The 24,501-nt window shown below is 34.0% G+C and carries 20 protein-coding genes; 18 read left to right on the plus strand and 2 right to left on the minus strand.

Annotated elements, in window-relative coordinates:
• Positions 1-64 precede the first annotated feature (64 nt).
• From ord to B5D15_RS03450, 8 genes are all read left to right on the plus strand, one after another.
• Positions 65-1,105 (plus strand): 2,4-diaminopentanoate dehydrogenase, encoded by a 1,041-nt coding sequence (gene ord, locus B5D15_RS03415; RefSeq protein ID WP_078695709.1) that lies wholly within the window; start codon positions 65-67, stop codon positions 1,103-1,105.
• 4 nt (positions 1,106-1,109) lie between these two features.
• A complete protein-coding gene (gene ortA, locus B5D15_RS03420) occupies positions 1,110-1,421 on the plus strand; it encodes a 2-amino-4-oxopentanoate thiolase subunit OrtA (RefSeq protein ID WP_078695710.1) in 312 nt (103 codons plus the stop codon).
• Entirely contained in the window at positions 1,418-2,836 is a 1,419-nt protein-coding gene (gene ortB, locus B5D15_RS03425; RefSeq protein WP_078695711.1) for a 2-amino-4-oxopentanoate thiolase subunit OrtB, read from the plus strand. Before ortA ends, ortB begins: the two co-directional genes overlap by 4 nt.
• Positions 2,837-2,850: 14 nt before the next feature.
• Positions 2,851-3,222 carry an ornithine aminomutase subunit alpha gene (locus B5D15_RS03430; RefSeq protein WP_207651445.1) on the plus strand — a complete coding sequence of 124 codons (372 nt, stop codon included), beginning with the start codon at positions 2,851-2,853 and terminating at the stop codon, positions 3,220-3,222.
• Complete coding sequence (gene oraE, locus B5D15_RS03435; protein ID WP_078695712.1) at positions 3,222-5,426, plus strand: D-ornithine 4,5-aminomutase subunit OraE; 2,205 nt, start codon at positions 3,222-3,224, stop codon at positions 5,424-5,426. The genes B5D15_RS03430 and oraE overlap by 1 nt, the downstream gene beginning before the upstream one ends.
• 15 nt (positions 5,427-5,441) lie before the next feature.
• Positions 5,442-6,797: a GlmL-related ornithine degradation protein gene (locus B5D15_RS03440; protein ID WP_078695713.1), complete on the plus strand. Its 1,356-nt coding sequence runs from the start codon at positions 5,442-5,444 to the stop codon at positions 6,795-6,797.
• 16 nt (positions 6,798-6,813) lie between these two features.
• Positions 6,814-7,872 (plus strand): ornithine racemase Orr, encoded by a 1,059-nt coding sequence (gene orr, locus B5D15_RS03445; RefSeq protein ID WP_078695714.1) that lies wholly within the window; start codon positions 6,814-6,816, stop codon positions 7,870-7,872.
• Between the two features lie 416 nt (positions 7,873-8,288).
• Positions 8,289-9,608: a replication-associated recombination protein A gene (locus B5D15_RS03450; RefSeq protein WP_078695715.1), complete on the plus strand. Its 1,320-nt coding sequence runs from the start codon at positions 8,289-8,291 to the stop codon at positions 9,606-9,608.
• A gap of 31 nt (positions 9,609-9,639) precedes the next feature.
• On the opposite strand, the gene B5D15_RS03455 is transcribed toward B5D15_RS03450, so the two are convergent.
• Complete coding sequence (locus B5D15_RS03455) at positions 9,640-11,640, minus strand: methyl-accepting chemotaxis protein (RefSeq protein ID WP_078695716.1); 2,001 nt, start codon at positions 11,638-11,640, stop codon at positions 9,640-9,642.
• 211 nt (positions 11,641-11,851) lie between these two features.
• Here B5D15_RS03455 and B5D15_RS03460 point away from each other — a divergent pair, with 211 nt between their 5' ends.
• From B5D15_RS03460 to mnmA, 8 genes are all read left to right on the plus strand, one after another.
• Positions 11,852-14,068: a beta-propeller domain-containing protein gene (locus B5D15_RS03460; protein ID WP_078695717.1), complete on the plus strand. Its 2,217-nt coding sequence runs from the start codon at positions 11,852-11,854 to the stop codon at positions 14,066-14,068.
• Between the two features lie 141 nt (positions 14,069-14,209).
• Positions 14,210-15,526 (plus strand): xylose isomerase, encoded by a 1,317-nt coding sequence (xylA, locus tag B5D15_RS03465; RefSeq protein WP_078695718.1) that lies wholly within the window; start codon positions 14,210-14,212, stop codon positions 15,524-15,526.
• Positions 15,527-15,624: 98 nt separating this feature from the next.
• The gene (locus B5D15_RS03470) at positions 15,625-16,800 is read left to right on the plus strand and encodes an ROK family transcriptional regulator (RefSeq protein WP_078695719.1); all 1,176 of its coding nucleotides are present in this window, start codon (positions 15,625-15,627) and stop codon (positions 16,798-16,800) included.
• 11 nt (positions 16,801-16,811) lie between these two features.
• Positions 16,812-18,344: a xylulokinase gene (xylB, locus tag B5D15_RS03475; protein ID WP_078695720.1), complete on the plus strand. Its 1,533-nt coding sequence runs from the start codon at positions 16,812-16,814 to the stop codon at positions 18,342-18,344.
• A 132-nt stretch (positions 18,345-18,476) separates the two neighbouring features.
• On the plus strand, positions 18,477-18,914 hold the full coding sequence (locus B5D15_RS03480) for an RrF2 family transcriptional regulator (RefSeq protein ID WP_078695721.1): 438 nt from the start codon (positions 18,477-18,479) through the stop codon (positions 18,912-18,914).
• Positions 18,915-18,916: 2 nt separating this feature from the next.
• A complete protein-coding gene (nifS, locus tag B5D15_RS03485; RefSeq protein ID WP_078695722.1) occupies positions 18,917-20,116 on the plus strand; it encodes a cysteine desulfurase NifS in 1,200 nt (399 codons plus the stop codon).
• Positions 20,109-20,525 carry a Fe-S cluster assembly scaffold protein NifU gene (gene nifU / locus B5D15_RS03490; protein ID WP_078695723.1) on the plus strand — a complete coding sequence of 139 codons (417 nt, stop codon included), beginning with the start codon at positions 20,109-20,111 and terminating at the stop codon, positions 20,523-20,525. The genes nifS and nifU overlap by 8 nt, the downstream gene beginning before the upstream one ends.
• An 8-nt stretch (positions 20,526-20,533) precedes the next feature.
• Positions 20,534-21,613, plus strand: a complete 1,080-nt coding sequence (gene mnmA, locus B5D15_RS03495) for a tRNA 2-thiouridine(34) synthase MnmA (protein WP_078695724.1) — start codon at positions 20,534-20,536, stop codon at positions 21,611-21,613.
• Here the strand turns inward: mnmA and B5D15_RS03500 are convergent.
• Positions 21,597-22,850, minus strand: coding sequence for an O-antigen ligase family protein (locus B5D15_RS03500; RefSeq protein WP_179122179.1), 1,254 nt, complete (start codon positions 22,848-22,850; stop codon positions 21,597-21,599). The genes mnmA and B5D15_RS03500 overlap by 17 nt on opposite strands.
• 77 nt (positions 22,851-22,927) lie before the next feature.
• Between B5D15_RS03500 and B5D15_RS03505 the strand changes: the two genes are divergently transcribed.
• Positions 22,928-23,440 carry a PRC-barrel domain-containing protein gene (locus B5D15_RS03505; RefSeq protein WP_078695726.1) on the plus strand — a complete coding sequence of 171 codons (513 nt, stop codon included), beginning with the start codon at positions 22,928-22,930 and terminating at the stop codon, positions 23,438-23,440.
• A gap of 7 nt (positions 23,441-23,447) precedes the next feature.
• On the plus strand, positions 23,448-24,455 hold the full coding sequence (locus B5D15_RS03510) for an AI-2E family transporter (RefSeq protein WP_078695727.1): 1,008 nt from the start codon (positions 23,448-23,450) through the stop codon (positions 24,453-24,455).
• Positions 24,456-24,501 lie beyond the last annotated feature (46 nt).

A 24,501-nucleotide genomic window follows, 5' to 3' on the forward strand; every position in this document is an offset into this window, starting at 1 on the left:
TGAAAATTATGGCATGTTTTTTGCAAATAAATATAATATAAATTTAATTTTGGAGGGTTAATATATGGATAAAATTAAAGTAATACTTTGGGGTATTGGCAACATGGGCGGCGGAATGGCAAACATGATTCTTGATAAGGAAGGCTTTGAAATCGTAGGGGGAATAATAAGAAATAAAAGCAAAGAAGGAATGGATCTTGGAGATTACCTCGGAATAGAAAGAAAGCTTAATGTAAAGGTTTCAACTAATGCAGAAAAAGTTTTAAAAGAAACAAAAGCAGATATAGTTTTACTTTCAATTGATTCCTTTGTTGAAGGAGTTTTTGAACCTATTAAATTAATAGTTTCTAATAAGATGAATGTTATAACTATTGCTGAAGAGATGGCATATCCTTATAAGGTTGCTCCTGAAATGTCAGAGGAGATGGACAGACTTGCAAAGGAAAATGGGGTTACAATTCTTGGAACAGGAGTAAACCCTGGATTTGTTCTTGATACTTTAATAATAACATTAACTGCAGCATGCAGAAGCGTAAAGAAGATAAAGGCAGCAAGAATTAATGACTTATCACCCTTTGGAAAGACAGTTATGGTTGAGCAGGGTGTTGGTACAACCCCTGAGCAGTTTATGAAAGGAATTGAGGATGGGTCAATTTATGGACATGTTGGCTTTGAAGAATCAATACCAATGATAGCAGATGCTCTTGGAATAGAAATCGATGAAGTAAAACAGACAAGAGAACCAATTATATCAAAGGTTCATAGAGAAACTAAGGATGTTGTTGTAGAACCAGGTATGGTTGCAGGATGCAGACACTGCGGCTACGGACTTAAAAATGGAGAAGCTGTAATTATTCTTGAGCATCCACAGCAGATACATCCAGAACTTGAAAACATTGAAACAGGAGATTATATATGGATTGAAGGAGATCCAAATCTCAACCTTTGCATAAAACCTGAAACTCCTGGAGGAATAGGAACTATTGCAACAGCTGTTAACATGATTCCTCACGTTATAAGCGCACAGCCTGGTCTTGTTACAATGAAGGATCTTCCAATACCGCATGTATTTATGGATGATGTTAGGAATCATATAAAGAGGTGATATAATGTCTGATGCCAAAAAAGGTGACTGGGTTCAGATACATGAAATAGTATTAAAACCAGAAGAAAGAACAGGAAAGCTTCCTGAGGATACGAAGAAGGTTCCTCTCGAGCTTTGGGTAAAGGGATTTTTAAATCATGATGCAAATCTTAATGATATGGTTGAGATTACTACTTTAACAGGAAGAATAGTTAAGGGAGAACTTGTTTCAGTAAATCCAAGGTACGAATATGGATTTGGAGAAGAGTATGTTCCTGAGATATTAAAAATTGGAAGGCAATTAAGAGGCATTTTAAAGGGCGGTGATAATAAATGATGGCTGATATAAGCTTTAATGCTGTAATGAATAGGAAAAATGAAATAATGAAAAAAGCCCTTGGAATGGATTACTCCATATATGAAAGCGGAGGTATTGCCTTTGATTATGAAAAAATGATGAGAGATACAGGCTTTGGACTTTCAGATGTCATGAAAATTCAAAGAGAAACTGGAGTAGGCAATACACCACTTTTAGAGCTTAAAAATTTAACAGAGCTTGTTAGAAGAATTTCACCTAAAGGCAAAGGTGCGAGAATATTTGTAAAGGATGAGGCATGCAATCCTTCAGGAAGTTTTAAAGACAGAAGAGCCTCTGTATCTGTGTATATAGCAAAAAAGCTTGGCTATAAGGGAGTTGTTGCTGCGACCAGCGGAAACTATGGTGCAGCAGTTGCATCTCAGGCTGCTATGAGAAACTTAGACTGCATTATAGTTCAGGAGTGCTATGATTCAAGGAAGATTGGACAGCCTGAAATACTTGAAAAACAGAGAAAGTGTGAATGTCTTGGTGCAGAGGTTGTACAGCTAACGGTGGGCCCTGAACTTTTCTATACATTCCTTAGGATATTGGAAGATACAGGGTATTTCAATGCCTCCCTTTATTCTACCTTCGGAATTGCAGGGGTTGAAACTTTAGGATATGAGATAGCTATGCAGTGCAGAGAGATGATAGGCCGTGATCCTGATGTAGTAGTTGCAACCCATGCAGGAGGAGGAAACTTAACAGGTACAGCAAGAGGCCTTATAAAAGCTGGAGCTGTAAATACAAAAGTAATTGGTGCCAGTGTTGATTTAAAAGGTCTTCATATGGCATCAGATACTGCCTTTAACAGAAAATCTTTTACAACTGGGCACACAGGCTTTGGCGTTCCCTATGCTACAGACCCTGATCATTCTGATGTCCCAAGGAGTGCAGCAAGGGCATTAAGATATATGGAGGATTATCTTTTGGTGAAGCAGGGTGAGGTTTTCTACATAACAGAAGCCTTGTCTCAGCTTGAGGGAATGGAAAGAGGTCCTGCAGGGAACACTTCCCTTACTGCTGCCTTTGCTCTTGCACAACAGCTAAATGAAGACAAAATAATAGTTGTTCAGGAAACAGAATATACAGGTGCAGGAAAGCATCCTTTAGCTCAGCTTTCCTTTGCAAAGAAAAATGGAGTTGAAGTTAAATTTGGAAATCCTGATGAGGAAATACCTGGAACTAACATAATACTTCCTGAGCATCCAAGCCTTATAAAAGTTAGACATGCAGATTTAGGCAAAATGAAAAAATCATATATTAAGAATGCGGTAAAAAGAGCAAATGTAAGCTTAATAAGCGATAAAGATATAGAATTTTTAATGCAGGATGTAAAAGAGGATAGAAAATTCGTTTTATCAGCATTAAATGAGCTTGGATTTAATATTTAGTAAGGAGGGAAAATATGCCTATTAAAAGAGCGGATGATTATGAAGTTAGAAGAGAACACCTTAAAAATCTTACCGATGAAGAATTAGAGGAAAGATTTTGGGCTCTTGCTGAAAAAATAGTTGACCCTTTAGTTGAACTGGCAAGAAACAATACAACTCCCTCAATTGAAAGGTCAGTACTTTTAAGAATGGGATTTTCAAGCCTTGAAGCAAAGGATATAGTAAACAATACTATAGACAGAGGACTTATGGGAAAAGGAGCAGGAAATGTTGTTTTAAAGGTATCAAAAAAGCTAAGCAGGGATTATAGAGAAGTTGGACGGGAGATGGCACAGGGACTACATTGGGACTTAGCAGTAAACATTTTCAAAGGAGGTGAAAAGTAATGGAACTAAATAAAAACGATAAAATAAATATAGACGAAATATTGAAGGATATTGAAAATTATCGTCCAAGAAGAAGAGGATGGCACTGGAGAGAGCCAGTAGATAATCTTGAAATGGGTCCCTTTACTTTTCACGATATGAGTAAACCCTTAAAAAACAGTTATGGTCTTCCTTCATCTAAGTATTTTGGGAACATTGACCCTCAGCCCCGTCCTGTTATTACAACTGAAATAGCATCAGGAAGGTTTGAAGATGATATAAGAAGAATGAGAATGGCTGCATGGCACGGTGCAGATCATATTATGGTTATAAGGACAGCTGGACAGAGCCATTATGACGGGCTTATTGAGGGAACTCCTCAGGGAATTGGAGGAATTCCAGTTACTAGAAAACAGGTAAGGGCTCAGAGAAAGGCTCTTGACATGATTGAGGATGAAGTTGGCCGTCCAATCAACTATCATTCCTATGTATCAGGGGAAGCGGGTCCTGATATAGCTGTTATGTTTGCAGAAGAAGGAGTAAATGGTGCCCATCAGGATCCACAGTACAACGTTCTTTATAGAAATGTAAATATGGTGCGCTCCTTTGTTGATGCAGCTGAGGCAAAAAAGATAATGGTTTGGGCTGATATGGCACAAATAGATGGTGCCCATAACGCTAATGCTACTGCAAGACAAGCATGGAAGGTTATGCCAGAGCTTATGGTTCAGCATGCAATTAACTGTATGTATTCAAGAAAGGTTGGTATGGATCCTAAAAATATCTGTCTTTCAACGGTTCCGCCAACAGCACCTCCTGCACCATGTTTAAGGCTCGACTTGCCCTATGCTGTAGCACTTAGAGACTTTTTCCATGACTATAGGATGAGAGCCCAGATGAATACAAAATATATTGAATCGGATACAAGGGAAGCTACAGTAACCCATGTTTTAAATATTTTAACATCAGTTTTAACAAGTGCTGATATTCAGTCAACTATAACTCCAGATGAAGGTAGAAACGTACCATGGCATTATAACAACATAGCTGCAGTAAGTACAGCAAAACAGGCTTTTGCAGGAATGGACGGCCTTATGGAAATGCTCGAGCTTAAAAATGACGGATATCTTAGAGAAAAGGCAAGGGAGATAAAAGAGAGAGCAGTTCTTTTCATGGAAGAGATTTTAGAGGTTGGAGGATATTTTAAGGCTGTTGAGGAAGGATTCTTTGTTGATTCTGGATATTATCCTGAAAGAAATGGAGATGGAATCGTTAGAAAAATAGACGGAGGAATAGGTGCAGGAACTGTATATCCAAGGGATAAGGATTATATGGCTCCGGTGACTGCTCATTTTGGATACAACAACCTTCCTGATGAAGTTAAAAACCCTTCTGATTTAATAGATGGATGTACCTTTGAAAGACCTGAAAAAATTGTTTATATTGATGAGCTTGATGAAGAGGATAATGTAAACTTAAGACTTAAAGAGTCAAGAAAATACTATAGCAGAGAGCACGTAAAACCAGAGGTTGAGTGGGCAGGAGATGGATATATACTTCAGACAATGTTCCTTCCTGTTGATGAAAGCACTGCAGAGGTAGTTGCTCTCGAGATTGGAAAGAAGTTAGGACTTGTAGATGTTGAAGTAGTTCACAAAAACATTATGCAGGATGCTGAAGGAACTTTAGTTGAGATAAAGGGAAGGGTTCCCTTTGAAATCGATGCAACAAAGCTTTATATTCCTCCAAAGCCAGAGGTTATGTCCGATGATGAGATAAGGGAAGATATTGAAAGAAGACCTATGAAGGTAGTTGCAGGAACAGTTGGAAACGATGAGCATTCTGTTGGACTAAGAGAAATAATAGATATAAAGCACGGCGGCATTGAAAAATATGGAATAGAGTGCATATACCTCGGGACTTCAGTTCCAGTTGAAAAGCTTGTTGATGCAGCAATAGAGGCTAATGCTGATGCTATACTTGCAAGCACTATAATAAGCCATGATAATATTCATTATAAAAACATGAAGAAAATACATGAGTTGTGTATAGAAAAGGGTATTAGAGATAAGATGATAATAGCCTGCGGTGGAACACAGGTAGCAAATGAATTTGCTGTTGAAGCTGGAGTTGATGCAGGTTTTGGAAGAGGAACTAAAGGTGTTCATGTTGCAACTTTCCTTGTTAAAAAGAGAAGAGAGCTTGAAGCAAAGGGATTAAAATGATTAGAAGGTGCATTTATGAAGATTGATGTTCTTGTTGCAGAAATTGGAAGTACTACAACGGTTGTGAATGCCTTTTCAGGCATTCACACCGATAATCCTTTATTTATAGGACAGGGCCAATCGCCAACGACTGTTCTTGATGGAGATGTAACCATTGGGCTTAAAGGTGCAGTTGAGGATTTAAAGAGTAACTTAAATATTGCAGAAGTGGAATACGATGATTTCCTTGCATCAAGCAGCGCAGCAGGTGGCCTTAAAATGACAGTACATGGCCTTGTTTATGATATGACAGCAAAGGCTGCAAAGGAAGCTGCCCTTGGGGCAGGGGCTATTATTCATCTTGTGACTGCAGGACGGCTAAGAAGAAGCGATATTAAAAAAATACAGGATATAAAGCCTAATATAATATTGATTGCTGGAGGACTTGATTTTGGAGAAAGGGATACTGCGCTTTATAATGCTGAGGAGATTGCAGCATTAAACCTTGGAATTCCTGTAATCTATGCAGGTAATATAGAAAACCATGAGGATATAAAGGAGATATTTAAAGACTATAATTCTAAACTTTATATAGTAGATAATGTGTACCCTAAAGTTGATCTTTTAAATGTTGAGCCCTGCAGAAAGGTTATACAAAATGCCTTTGAGGAGCATATAGTACATGCTCCAGGGATGACGAAGGTAAGAAGTATGGTAAATGGGCCTATAATTCCAACACCAGGTGCTGTTATGGAGGCTGCAAAGCTTTTAAAGGAAGATATAGGTGATTTAATTGTTATTGATGTTGGGGGAGCTACGACTGATGTTCACTCAGTTACTAAAGATTCCGATGAAATAGCAAGGATTCTTTTATCTCCAGAACCCGAGGCAAAAAGAACTGTTGAGGGCGACCTTGGTGTATATGTAAATATGAAAAATGTACTATCAAGAATTGGAGAGGAAAAACTTCAAAGTGAACTGGGATTTGATATAAAGCCTATTATTGAAAATTATAAGCCTATACCAAAGACCGATGAGGAAAAAAGATTTGTAGAAAAGCTTACCCTCGAGGCAGTTTTAACTGCAGTAAAAAGACATGCAGGTACGGTAAGAAGGCTCTATGGTGAGTCGGGAAGAAAAAGCGTTGCTGAGGGTAAGGATTTAACTCAGGTAAAATATATAATAGGGACTGGAGGAGCTCTAACAAGGCTCCCAGGGAGAGCTGATATAATGGAAAAAATTTCTGAGAGCGGAAAAGGAACGGAGCTTTTCCCAACTAAAGAGGCAAAAATTTTAGTTGATAATCATTATATTATGGCATCCCTCGGAGTGCTTTCTAAAAAGTATCCTCAGGCGGCTTTAAAACTTTTAAAGGCAAGTCTTGAAATTTAGCGATGGAGAGGATAACATGTATCCAAGATTAGAGATTAATCTTAAAAAGCTTGAGCACAATACGAGATTAATAAGACAAATGTGTGAAAGACATAATGTTAAAATATGGGGGGTAACGAAGTGTTTCTGTGCTAATCCCATGGCAGCTATGGCAATGCTAAAGGGAGGCGCTGATATGCTTGCTGATTCGAGGATTGAAAATCTTAAAAAGTTAAAGGATATTCCTTGTAAAAAAGTGCTTTTAAGAATACCTATGCATTGTGAAGTTAATGATGTGGTATTATACTCGGATTACAGCCAAAACTCTGAACTTTCAACTTTAAAGCTTTTAGGAGAGGCTGCACAAAAAATAGGAAAAATCCATAATGTAATTATAATGCTTGATCTTGGCGATTTAAGAGAGGGAGTGTGGCCAGATAATATAGATGAATTCGTCGGTGAGGCTGTAAAAATAAAAGGTATTGAAATAAAAGGATTTGGAGTCAATTTAACCTGCTATGGGGGAGTTATTCCAGATGAAATTAATCTTTCAAAGCTTGTTGAAATATCAAAGGATATGGGGGAGAAATATAATCTTGATGTTGAAATAATATCAGGAGGGAATTCAAGCAGTCTTTATCTTTTAAAGGAAAGCCGCCTTCCAAAGGGAATTAATAATTTAAGAGTAGGAGAAGCAATTCTTCTTGGAAGGGAGACAGCCTTTGGAGAGAGGTTAGATGGACTTTATGATGATGCTTTTGTTTTAAAGGCTCAGATAGTTGAGCTTAAAGAAAAACCATCGGTTCCTATTGGAAATATTGGTATGGATGCCTTTGGAGGAAAGCCTGTATTTGAAGATAAGGGAATGATGAAAAGAGCAATAGCTGCAATGGGAAGACAGGATATTGATATTAATCTTATACGTCCCTTTGATGATGATATAAAGCTTATAGGTGCAAGCAGCGACCATACTATACTTGATATTACTAATTCTAAAAAGAATTATAAAGTTGGAGATGCTGTTGAGTTTTACCTCGATTATGGAGGGCTTTTAAAGGCAGCAACATCTGAATATGTGCATAAGATTTTAATATAATAGTATTCACTAATATACATTATCAGATTATTTATATAGTTATAACTAAGTTTTTATGGAAAAATTAATTAGATATTAAACGTATCGATTTAAGTAGAGCCCATAAATACTGCTAAGGCCAATATAAAGCAAATTTTAGAAGTTCTTGCCTTGCTGACGCAGAAAATTTTAGAACTTTTGGTTGTTTGAACGGAGTGAGTTTCCAAAAGTTCTTAATTTTCAAGGAAGCAAGGCTTAGAACTTCTAAATGAGAGAAGAAGATTGGCCATGCAGTATTATGGGCTCTATAAGCTTTATAATATTAAAATAATTATTCTTTATATTTTTGCACAATAGCTTTGCTGCTAATCTTAGCTGGTCTATTATAAACTTTTGTTATATAATATTAAAAAATAACAATTTAGGCTGGTGAGGATATGAACTTTATACAAAGTTCTTTTTTTGATGATAATAAAGATACAAAATCTCCCCTTGCAGACAGGGTAAGGCCAAGAAATCTTGATGAATTCGTAGGTCAGGAGCATTTATTAGGGAAAGGAAAACTTTTAAGACGCCTTATTGAAACTGATAATATAACATCTATGATTCTTTGGGGGCCTCCGGGAGTTGGGAAAACAACTCTTGCTATGATTATTGCAAATATGACTCAATCTGAATTTGTAACTATGAGTGCTGTAACATCAGGCATTAAAGAAGTAAAGGAAGTAATGCAAAAATCTGATGAGGCAAGGCTTAAAGGAATTAGAACGGTTCTTTTTATAGATGAAATACATAGGTTTAATAAAGCTCAGCAGGATGCTTTTTTGCCTTATGTTGAAAAGGGAAGCATTATTTTAATAGGCGCAACAACTGAAAACCCATCTTTTCAGGTAAATTCAGCGCTCATTTCCCGTTCGAGGGTTTTTGTACTTGAAATGCTAAAAACAGAGGATATTGTAAAACTTTTAAAGAATGCTATTAATGATGAGAGGGGCTTTAAAGATTTAAACATTAAAGTTGAAGATGAAATTCTGAATATGATAGCAGTATATTCTAACGGAGATGCAAGGACTGCTCTGAACACCTTAGAGATAGCTGTAAAGGGTGCTAAGACAGTAGATGGTATTAAGTTTATAGATAAATCTACAGTTGAAGAATGTATGCAGAAAAAATCGCTTCTTTACGATAAAAATGGTGAGCAGCACTATAATTTAATTTCTGCTTTTCATAAGTCTATGAGAAACAGCGATGCTGATGCAGCGCTTTATTATCTTGCAAGAATGCTTGAAGCAGGGGAAGATCCTTTATATGTTGCAAGAAGAATTGTAAGGTTTGCCTCGGAGGATGTGGGACTTGCAGATCCAAGAGCTTTAGAGATAGCTGTTGCTGCCTATAAGGCTGTAACCTTTATAGGTATGCCGGAATGTTCTGTTAATCTTGCACAGGCTGCTGTTTATATGTCCCTTGCTCCAAAATCTAATGCAGTTTATATGGCATATAAAATGGCAAAAAAAGATGCCCTTGAGACCTTTAATGAAGATGTACCGATGCACCTTAGAAACGCACCTACAAAACTTATGAAGGATCTTGGCTATAATAAAGGCTACATGTATTCCCATGACTATGAAAACAATATTGCAAAAATGCAGTGTCTTCCGGATAACTTAAAAGGCAGAGCATATTATAATCCAACAGAGGAAGGACTTGAAAAGAAATTTAAAGAAAGGCTTGAATATATAAAAAGGATTAATAGATAAAAAAGAGATGGATAATCCATCTCTTTTTTATCTATATTACAAATCTTGATATGCTGCTGTTTAATTTGTCAGCGGCGTCCTTTGCCTTTTCCATTTCTTCAATAATGCTATTGGATTTTTTGTGTATATCGGATACGCTTCCTGCTATATCAGTTGCACCTCCTGCACCGTCGCTTGAAGCCTTTGCAACGCTTTCTATGGTTAACATTACTTCGTTTATTGAAGATAAAAGCTCTTGAGCTGTTGAACTAAAATTAGTAACGAGGCTGTCTACGTATTTTGCATCTGTGCTGTATTTTTCTGCAACATCTATCATTGTTTTATAATCGTTATCAACATTTACAGACATAAAATCTAAAAGACTGTTTGAACTGTTTACTAAGTTGTTTACAGTATCGCTTACCTTTCCTGTTATGTTTTGAATTTCAATAACGGTGTTTTTAGATTGTTCAGCAAGCTTTCTAATCTCTTCAGCAACAACTGAAAAACCTCTTCCGGCTTCTCCAGCCCTTGAAGCTTCGATTGCTGCATTAAGTGCTAAAAGATTTGTCTGGGAAGTTATCTGCATAATGGATTCTGATAAAGTACTTATCTTTTCAACTATTTTTGCTTCTTCAATTGCTTTTTCAAGCTCAGCTTTGGTTTTTTCAAATACTTCCTTTGCTTTTGCTTGTGATTCTTCAACGGATATTTTTGTATCCTGTGCCCTTTGGCTTATATTTGAAGCCTCAAAGGCACCATCTTGAGATTTTTTAGATATAATCTGTACTGATTTTTCTATTTCAATCGAAGCTGCTGACATCTCCTCGGCAGAAGCTGCAGTTTCTTCCATAGTAGCAGAAAGATCATGGGTTGTTGCTGATACTTTTTCTATTGTATTATTAAGTTCGCTTATACTGCAATTTACAGAGTCTATTACTGAATGTATGCCTTTTGCTTCACTTTTAACTTCAAGTATAAGCTTTTTAAGTTCATTCTGCATCGAGTCAACTCCGCCTGCAATAACCCCAATTTCTCCTTTGTAATTTATATATTTTTCAGGCATCTTTGTGGAAAAATCTCCCGATTTAATCTTATCTATAACACTAACTATAACATTAATTGGATCTACTATTTTTTTAGAAAAAAATATACCAATTAATATTGAAGCAGCTGCAAAAAGAATGAAGATTATTATATCATAATTTCTAATTGAATTTGTAGCCTCAGATATCTCCTTTTCAGGTACAAGGCCTATAACTCTCCAGCCTGTTTTGTCATGACTTTTTACTATGTATATATATTTAGCTTTATCAATAAGTACTGTTCCAGACTGAGAATTTGATTTTAATATGGCATCGATATAGGGTACTTCCTTTGAAGTTTTATTTAATAGTTCTTTTTTCTTATCTGCTATTATAGTTCCGTTTTTATCAGTTATTGTTACAAATCCGCTGTTTCCAATTTTAATAGATTGTACGAGTTCCGATAGAGTAGTAAGTTTTATATCAAGTCCTACAACGCCAATAAGATTATTAGAAGAATCCTTAATAGCTTTTGCATATGTAACCATGAAATTTCCTTTTTGAATAGCATCTTCATATGGATCAGTAACAATAAAATCATTGCTTGAAGATGCATCTATATACCAAGGGCGTTTTCTTGGATCATAACCTTCTGGAAGAGTCTGCTCTGGTGCGATTATCATCTTTCCATTATTAACTCCCATGTATATTGCGGTTATATCTTTATAGTTTGTAACATAAGAGTTTAAAGTTAACATGAGCCATTTTTCGCAGTCGCCATTTGATAATATACCATTGGCATTAGGATCTTGAGATAATAGTGAAATTAATTCGCTTTTGCTTTTATATGATGACTCAATTACATCAAGGCCTCTTTTAATGCTCTGATCGATTGTTTCTATGTATTGATTTTTCACAGCTTTTAATGATATGTAATAATTAAGGGATGTAAATATTAATAATGGAATTAAAGAAAGTAAAAGAAGAAGTGAAATGATTTGTTTTCTTAATACTTTTTTGTTTTTCATAATGTCCCCCCGTTTATAATGATGTATATATATTAAATATTTTACAAAACAAAAATACAACTATCAACGAATTTCGACATTTATTATTATTAATTTTTTAAAACAATTTGAAATTTTAATTTAATTTATGAATTTATCAATAATAATACTAAAAGGAACAAAATTCCAAGACATTTCGTCTAAATTATAAAAATGGAAAAGAAGGGATAGTGTGAAAAAAAGATTAGTTTTACCGCTTGTAATTGTCCTTTTAATTTCTTCGTTTAATGTTTATAATAATGCATTCGGATTAAGTAAAAATTGTTCCGTAAGAGTGCTGCCTTCCATAAAAAATGCACCCTTTAATAAAGAGCTAATTGTAATGTTTGACTATCCATTGGATGAAAAAACAGTTGGAAGCAATGTATATGTTTTAAATTATAAAAATTCTAAGGTTCCAATAAATATATCATTAACGGATGATAAGAAGTCTATAAAAGTTTCTCCGGTTTCAGGTTATGAGTTTGGCAAAACCTATACTCTTTTTATTTCAAACAAGGTTAGATACAAAAATGGAAAGTACACTAATACTATGGTGAAGAGGCAGTTTACAATATCACAGGATTTAGAGTCAAAAGAGCTTCCAATAGTTAAGTCTAATGAAGAACTTTTAAGTCTTTTATCTAATACTCAAAAATACTTTGATGGAATATATTATTTGAAGAAATCTGATATGAATACACAAGATAGCAGTGCTTCTTTGGAGGTTTCATCTTCAAACAATGATTACTCAAAAACAAATGTACAGGTTGAAGGTGTAGATGAAGGGGATATAATAAAAACAGATGGCAATTTTATATATGAGGCTTCAAACAACAAAGTTTATATTGTAAAGGCATATCCTGCAATTGATATGAGCGTAGAAAGCGTAATATCTTTTGATGAAAAGTATTCTCCAATGGAGGTTTATATTGACGGGAATTATCTAACGATTATAGGTACATCATATATAGATGCTCCGGTTTTAAAAGACAATACAAAGTTTATTATGCCTCCACGCTATATTAACAATTCAACTGTTAAAACCTTTGTATATAATATAGCTGATAGAAAAAATCCGAAACTTGAAAGAGAATATGAAATCGAAGGCAGTATTGTTTCAACAAGAAAAATTGGTAATATTGTGTATGTTATTTCTAATAAATATCAGTACTATTACGATATACAGAATGATTATCCTATTACTCCTTTATATAAAGACAGTGCAATAGATGGCAAATATAAAAATATGGAATTAAACAAAGTAAGATACTTTCCTGAATTTATAAAGCCAAGCTTTTTAAATATATCAGGGATTGATATTAAAGACTCTAAAAAGCCTGTACAGATATCAAGCTACCTTGGTGCAGGTCAGGAAGTATATTCATCAAACAATAATCTATATATTGCTGTTTCACATTATAAAACTTTAAAAGACAATAAAGAATCTATAATGCAATCAGATACTGTAAATACAATATTTTATAAATTTGGCTTTAAAGAAGGAAAGGCAGTTTTTATTTCAAAGGCAGAGGTTCCCGGAACAGTATTGAATCAATTTTCTATGGATGAGTATAATGGCTTTTTTAGAGCTGCTACAACATCGGGGCAGATTTGGAGGGGTGATGAAAATACTTCAAAGAGCAATGTCTATGTTTTTGATGATATGATGAATTTAAAGGGCAAGATAGAAGGAATAGCACCAAAGGAAAAGATATATTCTGTAAGGTTTATGGGAGATAGAGCCTATGTTGTGACCTTTAGAAATGTTGATCCTTTATTTGTAATAGACTTAAAAAATCCTGTAAAACCTAATATACTTGGTGAACTTAAAATTTCGGGATACAGCAATTATATCCATCCCTACGATGAAAATAATATAATAGGATTTGGAATGGAAACCACAGAAATAGAACATAAGGATGAAAAGGGCAATATTATTGGAACCTCTGTAATAAACTTAGGTATGAAGATGGCTGTATTTGATGTTTCTGATGTTAAAAATCCTAAAGCTGTTTTTATTCAAAAGATAGGGGATAGGGGAACTTACTCTCAGTTATTATATGACCATAAAGCTTTGCTTTTTTCAAAGGAAAAAGGTATTATAGCTTTTCCTGTTACTTTAATGGAAACAAAAGAGGGCAGTGAAGTATCATCCTATGGGAAATTCAGTTTTCAAGGAGCTTATGTATACGATTTTAATTTATCAAATGGGTTTAAGCTAAAAGGAAAGATAACACATTTAAACGATGAAGATTATTTAAAGGCAGGGGATTATTGGTATAACAGCAGTAAGAATATAAACAGAATTTTGTATATAGGAAATAATCTATACACTATTTCAGAATCAATGATAAAGGTAAATAATCTTTCAGACCTTAAAGAAATAAAATCCTTAGATATTAAATAGCTGCATGATTTCATGCAGCTGTTTTTATCTCTTTTTCTATTCAAACAGCATACTTTTTAAATAAACTTTATAAAGTACATTGAAAAAGAATTTTATAAATGATATAATTTAAGTAAATTTAAAACAAGGGGGAATAATTTTATGGAAGAATTTTTTAAAGGAATACCTAAGATAAAATATGAAGGTAAGGATTCTAAAAATCCTTTAGCTTTTAAGTATTACAACCCTGATGAAAAAGTTGGCAATAAGACTATGAAAGAGCATCTAAGGTTTTCAATAGCATTCTGGCATACATTTACAGGAACTGGTATTGATCCCTTTGGAATGGCTACAATGGAAAGAGAATGGAATAAATATTCAGGAATGGATCTTGCAAAGGCGAGAATAGATGCGGCCTTTGAATTTGCAGATAAGCTTGGAGCAGAATATTTTTGTTTCCATGACAGAGATATTGCACCTGAAGGGGACAATCTAAAAGAAACAAATAAAAACCTCGATGTTATAGTTTCATATATTAAAGAAAGGATGAAGGACAGCAATTTAAAACTTTTGTGGGGTACTGCAAATCTTTTCAGCAACCCAAGATTTGTTCATGGAGCTGCCACTTCCTGCAATGCAGAGGTTTTTGCCTATGCTGGAGCACAGGTTAAAAAGGCTCTCGAGGTTACAAAGGAGCTTGGCGGCGAAAACTATGTGTTCTGGGGCGGACGTGAAGGATATGAAACCCTTTTAAATACTAATATGGAACTCGAACTTGATAATCTTGCAAGGCTCTTGAGCATGGCAGTTGATTATGCAAAGGAAATAGGTTTTGATGGGCAGTTCTTAATAGAACCAAAACCAAAGGAACCAACAAAGCATCAATATGATTTTGATGTTGCAACTGTTTATGGTTTCCTTAAAAAATATGGACTTGAAAAATATTTTAAGTGCAATATAGAGGCAAACCATGCTACTCTCGCAGGCCATTCCTTCCAGCATGAGCTTTATACTGCAAGAATAAACGATATGCTCGGAAGTGTAGATGCTAATCAGGGAGATTTATTCCTTGGATGGGATACTGACCAGTTCCCAACAGATATATATGTAACAACTCTATCTATGTATGAGATATTGAAAAATGGAGGACTACATAGAGGAGGACTTAACTTTGACTCGAAGGTAAGACGAGGTTCCTTCGAACCATCTGATTTATTCTATAGCCATGTTGCAGGTATGGATGCCTTTGCAAGAGGACTTAAAGTTGCACATAAGCTTCTTGAGGATAAGGTATTAGAAAATGTTATAGAGGAAAGATATAAAAGCTTTAATGAAGGCATTGGAAAGATGATAGTAGAAGGCAAGGTTGGACTCAAGGAACTTGAAGATTATGCTTTAAATATGAAACCAATAAAGAACGTTTCTGGAAGACAGGAAATGCTTGAAAGTATATTAAATCAGTATATAATAGAAGCATAATATGGTAAAATAATGATAAAACGCCATGATAAAATTGTAAACTCAAAGCATTTTACAACTTATCATGGCGTTTACAAAATAGTATAAGTGGTGAAAGTATGATAAAACTTCAAAATGTCGATCATGAAACAATAAGAGAATCAAACAGGAAAAGCATATTAAATCTTTTGTATAGGGAAAAGCAGCTTACAAAACAGGATATATCTCGGGAAACGAAAATCAGCATTCCAACTGTTGGAAGCGTAATAAATGAATTGATTGAGGAAGGAATAGTCATTGAGGCAGGGGTTGCAGGTTCAACAGGAGGAAGAAAACCTGTAATCGTAAGGTTTGTTGAAGATTCAAGATATTCCTTTGGTGTTGAAATAAGGCCTGATAATATAAGGATTATTTTAACGAACCTTATTTCAGATATAAAATATAGCGAAAGTATGCCTATAGATGATATATCTGAATTTGACAGCATAATCCATAATGTAAATAAAATAATAAATAGAATAATTGAAGATTTTAAAATAGAAAAAAATAAAATAACAGGATTAGGATTTTCTCTTCCTGGAATAGTAGATGACGAAAATTTAATTTTAAAAGTTGCTCCTAACATGGAATTATGCGATATTGATTTTAAAAAATATAAGGATATTTTTAAGATGCCTATATATATAGAAAATGAAGCTAATCTTGCAGCCTATGCGGAGCTTAATATAGGGATAGCAAAAAAGATGAGAAACCTGATTTATGTTTCTATAACAGAAGGAATCGGAACGGGCATTGTAATTCAGGATTATTTATATAAGGGTAAGAACAAAATAGCAGGAGAATTTGGGCATATGACCATAGTAAAGGACGGTAAAAGGTGCAACTGCGGGAGATACGGCTGTTTTGAACAATATGCCTCTGTTAAGGCTTTGATTGAGTTATATAAAAGTTATAGCAATAAGAAAATAAATATTAAAGACTTTAATTTGCTTTTGAAGAATAATGATGAATTAGCAATTAAAATTTTTGATGAATATACTGACTATCTTGCCAGCGGCCTTCAAAATATGATAATGATTTTGGATCCTCACTATATAATAATTGGCGGGGATGTTGTGGAATTTGAAGATGTACTAATAGATTCTTTGATTAAGAAGGTTTTTCAAAAAAATAATTTTTATAATGAAAATAGTACAAAGATATTTTTATCGAGGCTTAAAGAAAACGCTTCAATTTTGGGGGCATCTTTGCTGCCCTTTGAAAATTTATTTAATATAAACAAAAAAATAATATAAGGGGGATTATTATGCAATATCTTCTTGGTATTGATATAGGAACGTCTGGTACTAAAACTGTTTTGTTTGATATAGATGGCAATACTATTAGCAGTGCAACCTACGAATATCCGCTTTATCAGCCCCATGCAGGATGGGCAGAGCAAAACGCAGAGGATTGGTGGGAAGCAGTTGTTAAATCTATTAGAGAAGTTTTAAGAAAAAGCAGCGTAAACTCTGAGGATGTTAAAGGTGTTGGATTATCAGGGCAGATGCACGGTCTTGTAATGCTTGATAAAGATTATAAAGTGTTAAGGCCGTCTATTATATGGTGCGATCAGAGGACAAGCAATGAATGTGTTGAAATCACAAATAAAGTTGGAGAAAAAAGACTGATTGAAATCACTGCAAACCCAGCACTAACTGGTTTTACGGCTTCAAAGATAATGTGGGTTAAAAATAATGAACCCCATATTTATGAGAAGATTTATAAGATACTTTTACCTAAGGACTATATAAGATTTATGCTGACTGGAGAATTTGCAACTGAGGTTTCAGATGCAAGCGGTATGCAGCTTTTAGATGTTCCAAACCGCAGGTGGAGCGATGAGGTTTTGGAGAAACTTGATATAGACAAAGATTTTCTTGCAAAGGTATATGAGTCGGTAGAAGTTACAGGAAAGATAAATAAAAAGGCAGCAGAACTTACGGGGCTTAAGGAAGGAACAATAGTTGTAGGCGGAGCTGGGGACCAGGCTGCTGGGGCTGTGGGAAATGGTATTGTAAAGAAAGGTATAATTTCATCAACTATTGGAACCTCAGGGGTTGTTTTTGCATATACAGATAAAGTAACTATTGACCCTAAGGGAAGAGTTCATACCTTCTGTCATGCAGTACCTAATACATGGCATGTTATGGGCGTAACTCAGGGAGCAGGATTATCTTTAAAGTGGTTCAGGGATAATTTCTGTAGCGATGAAAAAGAAGTTGCATCTCTTACGGATGTTGATGTATATGAGATTTTAACAAAAGAAGCAGAAAAATCTACAGTAGGATGTGAAGGGCTAATATATCTTCCTTATCTTATGGGTGAGAGAACTCCTCATCTTGATCCATATGCACGTGGAGTATTCTTTGGACTTTCAGCAAAACATACAAAGAGAGATATGCTGAGAGCGGTTATGGAGGGAGTATCCTACAGCCTTAAGGATTGTATGGAGATAATAAAGGATATGGGAATTGAAGCACTTGAGGTTAGAGCATCTGGAGGAGGAGGCAGAAGTCCTTTATGGAGGCAGATGCAGGCGGATATGTATAATACAGATGTTGTAACTATAAACTCATCTGAGAGACCGGCTCTTGGAGTTGCTATACTTGCAGGCGTTGGAGCGGGTATTTACTCGAGTGTCAGCGATGCCTGTGATAATATAATTAAGGTTAGTACAGTTCAAAAGCCGATTGAAAAGAATATAAGCATATATAATTCATATTATAATGTATATAAGAATTTATATACATCATTAAAGAAAAATTTTAAAGAACTTGATGAAATAAATAATAGATAATAAGAGGCTATGCAGTTCATAAAGAATTGCATAGCTTTTTTTATATTTAATAATAATGTTGACAAAAATACTCTGGTATGCTATTGTATAAATGTAAATCCTACTAAATTACTCTGAAATGAGGGGTATGAAATGAAATTATCGACAAAAGGGAGATATGGGGTTAAAGCTATGTTTGAAGTTGCACTCCGGTATGGGGAAGAACCTGTATCTATAAAAACCATATCAGAGAGGCAAAATATATCTGAATATTATCTGGAACAGCTTTTTGCGCCTCTTAGAAAAGCTGGACTTATAAACAGCATAAGAGGAGCTCAGGGAGGATATGTATTATCAAAGCCTCCAGGAGAGATAACTGTTGCGGATATACTTAATGTTCTTGAAGGCCCGATTGAAATTTCAGAATGTATAGATGATGAAGTTACCTGTGCAAGAACAGGTTATTGTGCTACAAGGCTTTTGTGGATAAAAATAAGAGACAGTGTAAATCAGGTTATTGAATCGATTACGCTGCAGGATATGATAGATGATTACAACGAGATTAAAAATAATTTAAAGAAGGGAGAATAACTATGGAGGGCAAGAGATTAGTTTACATGGACCATGCGGCAACTACATACGTAAAACCTGAAGTTCTTGATGCTATGATGCCGTATTTCACTGAAAATTTCGGTAATCCTTCTTCTATTTATACTTTTTCGAGGAAATCAAAAAGCGCTATAGAAGAAGCGAGGGAAAAAGTTGCAAAGGCTATTGGTGCAAAGGCCGACGAAATATATTTTACAGGAGGGGGCTCTGAGGCTGATAACTGGGCTCTTAAAGGAATAGCTTTTGCAAATAAAGATAAAGGCAACCACATTATAACTACAAAAATAGAGCATCATGCGATACTCCATGCCTGTGAATTTCTTGAAAAGAACGGTTTTGAGATTACTTATCTTAATGTTGATGAAAACGGAATGATTAGTCTTGATGAACTTGAAAGAGCGATAACAGATAAAACTATTTTAATTTCAATAATGTTTGCAAATAATGAAATAGGGACTATTGAGCCAATTAAAGAAATAGGAGAAATAGCAAAAAAAAGAAATATATATTTTCATACAGATGCTGTTCAGGCAGTTGGCAATGTAAAAATTGATGTAAAGGATATGAATATAGATTTGCTCTCTTTAGCTGCTCATAAATTCTATGGACCTAAGGGCGTTGGAGCTTTATATATTAAAAAGGGAGTTAAAATAGAAAATTTAATTCATGGCGGTGGACAGGAAAGAAAAAGAAGAGCAGGAACCGAGAATATACCAGGAATTGTTGGACTTGGAAAGGCAATAGAGCTTGCAACAAGTGATATAGATTCTCATAATGAAAGAATAATAAAAATGAGGGATAGGCTCTTGGAAGGAATAATGGAGAAAATACCTCATACTAAGCTCAATGGGCATCCTGAAAAAAGACTGCCGGGGAATATAAATGTAAGCTTTAGATTTATAGAAGGGGAATCGCTGCTTTTGCTTCTTGACCAGAGCGGAATATGTGCTTCAACTGGAAGTGCATGCTCGTCAGGTTCTCTCGACCCGTCTCATGTACTTTTAGCAATAGGCCTTCCCCATGAAATAGCCCATGGCTCATTAAGGCTTTCCCTTGGGGATGCAACTAAAGAAGAGGATATAGATTATGTACTTGAAGTTCTGCCTAAAATAGTTCAAAGATTAAGAGATATGTCACCATTATATGAAACATTTAAACATAAGGGGGAAACAATAAATGTATAGTGATAAAGTTATGGATCATTTCACAAATCCAAGAAACGTTGGGGAAATAGAAAATGCCGATGGTGTGGGTGAAGTTGGAAATCCAACCTGCGGAGATATTATGAAAATATATTTAAAAGTTGATAATAATATAATTAAGGATGTTAAATTTAAAACCTTTGGATGCGGTGCTGCAATTGCATCGAGCAGTATGGCAACAGAGCTTATAAAAGGTAAAACTATAGAAGAAGCATGGAACCTTACTAATAAGGCTGTTGCAGAGGCTCTCGACGGACTGCCACCGGTTAAAATGCACTGTTCTGTTCTTGCAGAAGAAGCAATCCATAAGGCTATAAATGACTATAGAACAAAAAATGGTCTTGAACCTTTTGCAGATAAGGAGTATGTTCATGACCATCATCATGAGTAGGTGAACAGATGAAAGAAAAAGTAGTTTTAGGAATGAGCGGCGGAGTAGACAGCTCCGTTGCTGCGTATCTTCTTTTAAAAGCTGGTTACGATGTTATTGGAATTACTATGCAGGTTTGGCCCTATAACAAGGAGTTTGAAGAAAGAGAAGGAGGATGCTGCTCTCTATCTGCAGTTAACGATGCAAGAAGGGTTGCAGATGCCCTTTCAATACCCTATTATGTAATGAATTTTAAAGAAGTATTTGAAAAAAAGGTAATACAGAATTTTGTGGATGAGTACCTTTTGGGCCGAACGCCAAACCCTTGTATTGCATGCAATAAATATATCAAGTTTGATGAGTTTTTAAACAAAGCGCATCAATTAGGAGCAGACTATATTGCAACGGGTCACTATGCAAAAATAGAAAAAGACGAAGATAGAAACAGATACCTTCTTATAAGATCTAATGATTCTTCAAAGGATCAGACCTATGTTCTTTATAATATGACTCAGAACCAGCTAAAACATACTCTAATGCCCCTCGGAGATTATACAAAGGATAAGGTTAGGGAAATAGCGCAGGAGATAGGACTATCGGTTGCAAAAAAGCCTGACAGTGAGGAGATATGCTTTATTCCCGATAACGATTATGGGAAGTTTATAAAAGAGAGAGTTCCTGAAAAGGTGATACCCGGAAATTTCGTTAATAGAGAAGGAAAGGTGCTTGGAAAACATAAAGGTATTTCAAACTATACTATAGGTCAAAGAAAAGGACTTGGCATAGCCCTTGGGAAACCTGTATATGTTGTTGATATTATTCCTGAAAGAAATGAAGTAGTACTTGGAGAAGAAGAAGAAATATTTAAAAGCAGACTTTACGCAACGGATATAAACCTCATTCCCTTTGATAAGCTTGAAGGAGATATGAGGGTAACTGCAAAAATAAGATATACTGCAAAGGAAACCCCTGCAACGATTTATCCCCATAAAGAAGGCATCGTTGTTGAGTTTGACAGCCCTGTCAGGGCTATTACTAAGGGACAGTCAGTTGTGTTTTATGATAAGGATATCGTCGTTGGCGGCGGTATAATCAATGAAATTCTTTAACCTTTGAGAATTTGCACAATATACCAAGAAAGGCCCAAAATACAGGTGCAACTGATACAACGCTTATATTGAAAAAAGATTGTATTAAATATCCTGAAATGCTGCATAAAAGCGGTATTATCAGGATATTTTTGTTTATGTTTTTAATTGCATCTATTATTGCAAAAATTAAAAACAGCAAATAAGTAATTAGTGCAGGAATACCGGAAGCATAGGCTATTTGAAGATACTCGTTATGAGCTTTATCTATGATTATATTTCCTATCAATCTATTTACGTCCTTTTTATAATTTTTCATAAATACTATATCAAAGGTATCGGGACCGTAGCCGATTATGGGGCTATTTTGTATAAGCTTTAGTGTCCGTTTCCATATGAATATCCTTGTTGAACCGGAATACTCGCTTTTTGTACTATCTATAGAAGCGTTTTTAGCATCACTTACTATTGAATCAAATCTTTTTATTAAAGCATTATTTTTATATGAATTTATTAGTAAAGTTATAGAAAAGATTATTAATAGAATAAAAATAAGACTTTTTAAATCTTTTTTATTCTTTATAGAAAAAATAACTAATAATAAAAAGGATAAGGCAAAGCCAATCCAAGCGCTTCTTGTATTTGTGAGTAAAAGCGTTGTGTATAAAAGGCATGTAATTAAAAGGTTTAATATTTTATTGCTTTTTATAAAGCAATAAATGCTAATAGGAAGTATAAGAACTAAATAGCTTCCGAGAAAATTTGGATTACCTATAGTAGAATAAACGTATTTAACCCATTTGCTTCTTATGGGATCAACCTTTACTATATTATATCCAAAGTACTGAAGTATTCCATAAATTGAAATTACAGTTGCTGATAAGAAAAGGTAAACTAAATGAACCTTTGAAAAAATATATTTTGAAGAAGCTATTATAAAAATTATTAAATAACATATCAGAGTTAAAAATCCTTCATATCTATATATTTTCCCAAATATAGATTGACTTATATTTACGGAAAAAATAGTTGATAGAGCTAAAATAAATATATAAACAAAAATAGTATAATATATTGCTTTATTTGAAAAATAGTCTTTATTAAACTCAAATAAAAACGGTATTGATGTGAAAAGGCATAATGCATATATTAAATAGGACTTTGCCTGATAATAATAGTCTAATCTGTTAGGCGTTATAATTAATGGAACAATGCAAATAATACATATTATAAATATGTTGAAGATTTTTTTACTCAATTGTTTCACCCCAAATACAATCTATTAGAATTATACAGCAAAGATATTATTTGTACAATTTAAAGGGTGTGGTAGATTTGAAAAGGTATATCGACGTTAAGGGGAGCAGAGTTGTTGATGATAAAGGAAATTTAATTGGAAGAATAGAAGATTGTTTAATTGATATAAAAAGATTAAAAGTCTGTTCGTACATTATCAGAATAAAAAATTTGCATTCAAATTTTAATTTAATAGTTCTTAAGGATTTAGATGAATACAGAGATGTTTTTATTTTAAAAGGAAATTTGTATAAAATAGATTATCATATATTTAAAAAGCATGAAGACATGCTTGTAAAAAATTACATTGGAATGGAAACAATAGATACAAAGAGAAAGTGGATTGGAAATTTAAAGGATTTAATTTTTGATGAAACTGATGGGAGAATAAAAGCATTGATATGTAAAATAGGATTTTTTGAAGATATATTAGATGGAAGAAAAGTTATTATAGTCGACGAAAAGACTATTTTTGAAAAGGAAAGAATAGTTGTAGATGAAAATTATATGGATATAACAAATAACGTTTCTTTAAAAAAAATAATAAGGTGATAAATTTATGTTAAAAATGAATTCCAAAAAGCTTTTTGTAATATTTTTTTTTATTGTTTTAATCATATTAGCATATTTTTCAAGGAGCATATTAAAACCTATATTGTTTTCAATTTTAATTGCCTATATTGTAAATCCTTTTGTTAACTATCTTATAGCAAAGGGAGTAAATAAAAAAATTGCTGTTATTTTATCTTTATTAATTCTCTTTTTATTTGCTTTTTTATTGATTATTATTATTGTACCCGGCATAGTTAAAGATGTTCTATCCCTTTTGCAAAATGCTGATGAATATAGGGTTATTGCTGATAAATATAAAAACAGCACAGGATATAATGTTCTGCCGCAATATATGAGGTCAGCAGTTGACAGCAGCATATTAAAAGTACAATTAGTTATAACTGATTATTTGAAGCGTTTTTTTAACCAAATAATAGATTTTTCAATGGAACTTCCCACATATATTTTAATGCCTGTGTTTGTTTACTATTTTTTAGCCGATAAAGACTATTTATTATCTTTTATTAAATCTTTCATTCCATATAATGAGAGAAATAAAGTATTAGAGCTTGGAAGTGAGATAGATAAGGTAATAGGAGGATTTATTAAAAGCCAGATAATTTTATCTATAGTTATATTTATATTGACATTTGTGGCAATGGTAGTACTAAAAATAAAATATCCACTTATTATCGCTTTTGTTAATGGAATTGCAAACATTATACCATATTTTGGACCGATTATAGGTTTCCTGCCTGCTTTTTTATCAGCATCAGCTCAGTCAATAAATAAAGCTGTAATTGTTGCAATAGTGTTTTTTATAATTCAGGAATTTGAAAGCGGAATAATTGCACCAAAACTTATGGGAGAAAGTCTTGGAATTCATCCAGTCTTTATAATGGTTATTCTTTTAATAGGAGGAAAATTTTTTGGAGCATGGGGGCTTATACTTTCAATTCCCATAGCAGGAGTCATTAAGGTGACGTATAATTATATAATAAAGAGTTTATACTAAAATTTTAGATAAAATATATAGGCTGATTTAAAATAGAATTGACAAA

Origin of the sequence: Caloramator quimbayensis (genome assembly GCF_900167605.1) — a bacterium.
GTDB lineage: Bacteria > Bacillota > Clostridia > Clostridiales > Caloramatoraceae > Caloramator_B > Caloramator_B quimbayensis.

Coding starts and splice junctions, on each gene's coding strand:
- ord (WP_078695709.1), top strand. CDS start 65: ATGGATAAAATTAAAGTAATACTTTGGGGTATTGGCAACATGGGCGGC.
- ortA (WP_078695710.1), top strand. CDS start 1,110: ATGTCTGATGCCAAAAAAGGTGACTGGGTTCAGATACATGAAATAGTA.
- ortB (WP_078695711.1), top strand. CDS start 1,418: ATGATGGCTGATATAAGCTTTAATGCTGTAATGAATAGGAAAAATGAA.
- B5D15_RS03430 (WP_207651445.1), top strand. CDS start 2,851: ATGCCTATTAAAAGAGCGGATGATTATGAAGTTAGAAGAGAACACCTT.
- oraE (WP_078695712.1), top strand. CDS start 3,222: ATGGAACTAAATAAAAACGATAAAATAAATATAGACGAAATATTGAAG.
- B5D15_RS03440 (WP_078695713.1), top strand. CDS start 5,442: ATGAAGATTGATGTTCTTGTTGCAGAAATTGGAAGTACTACAACGGTT.
- orr (WP_078695714.1), top strand. CDS start 6,814: ATGTATCCAAGATTAGAGATTAATCTTAAAAAGCTTGAGCACAATACG.
- B5D15_RS03450 (WP_078695715.1), top strand. CDS start 8,289: ATGAACTTTATACAAAGTTCTTTTTTTGATGATAATAAAGATACAAAA.
- B5D15_RS03455 (WP_078695716.1), bottom strand. CDS start 11,640: ATGAAAAACAAAAAAGTATTAAGAAAACAAATCATTTCACTTCTTCTT.
- xylA (WP_078695718.1), top strand. CDS start 14,210: ATGGAAGAATTTTTTAAAGGAATACCTAAGATAAAATATGAAGGTAAG.
- B5D15_RS03470 (WP_078695719.1), top strand. CDS start 15,625: ATGATAAAACTTCAAAATGTCGATCATGAAACAATAAGAGAATCAAAC.
- xylB (WP_078695720.1), top strand. CDS start 16,812: ATGCAATATCTTCTTGGTATTGATATAGGAACGTCTGGTACTAAAACT.
- B5D15_RS03480 (WP_078695721.1), top strand. CDS start 18,477: ATGAAATTATCGACAAAAGGGAGATATGGGGTTAAAGCTATGTTTGAA.
- nifS (WP_078695722.1), top strand. CDS start 18,917: ATGGAGGGCAAGAGATTAGTTTACATGGACCATGCGGCAACTACATAC.
- nifU (WP_078695723.1), top strand. CDS start 20,109: ATGTATAGTGATAAAGTTATGGATCATTTCACAAATCCAAGAAACGTT.
- mnmA (WP_078695724.1), top strand. CDS start 20,534: ATGAAAGAAAAAGTAGTTTTAGGAATGAGCGGCGGAGTAGACAGCTCC.
- B5D15_RS03510 (WP_078695727.1), top strand. CDS start 23,448: ATGTTAAAAATGAATTCCAAAAAGCTTTTTGTAATATTTTTTTTTATT.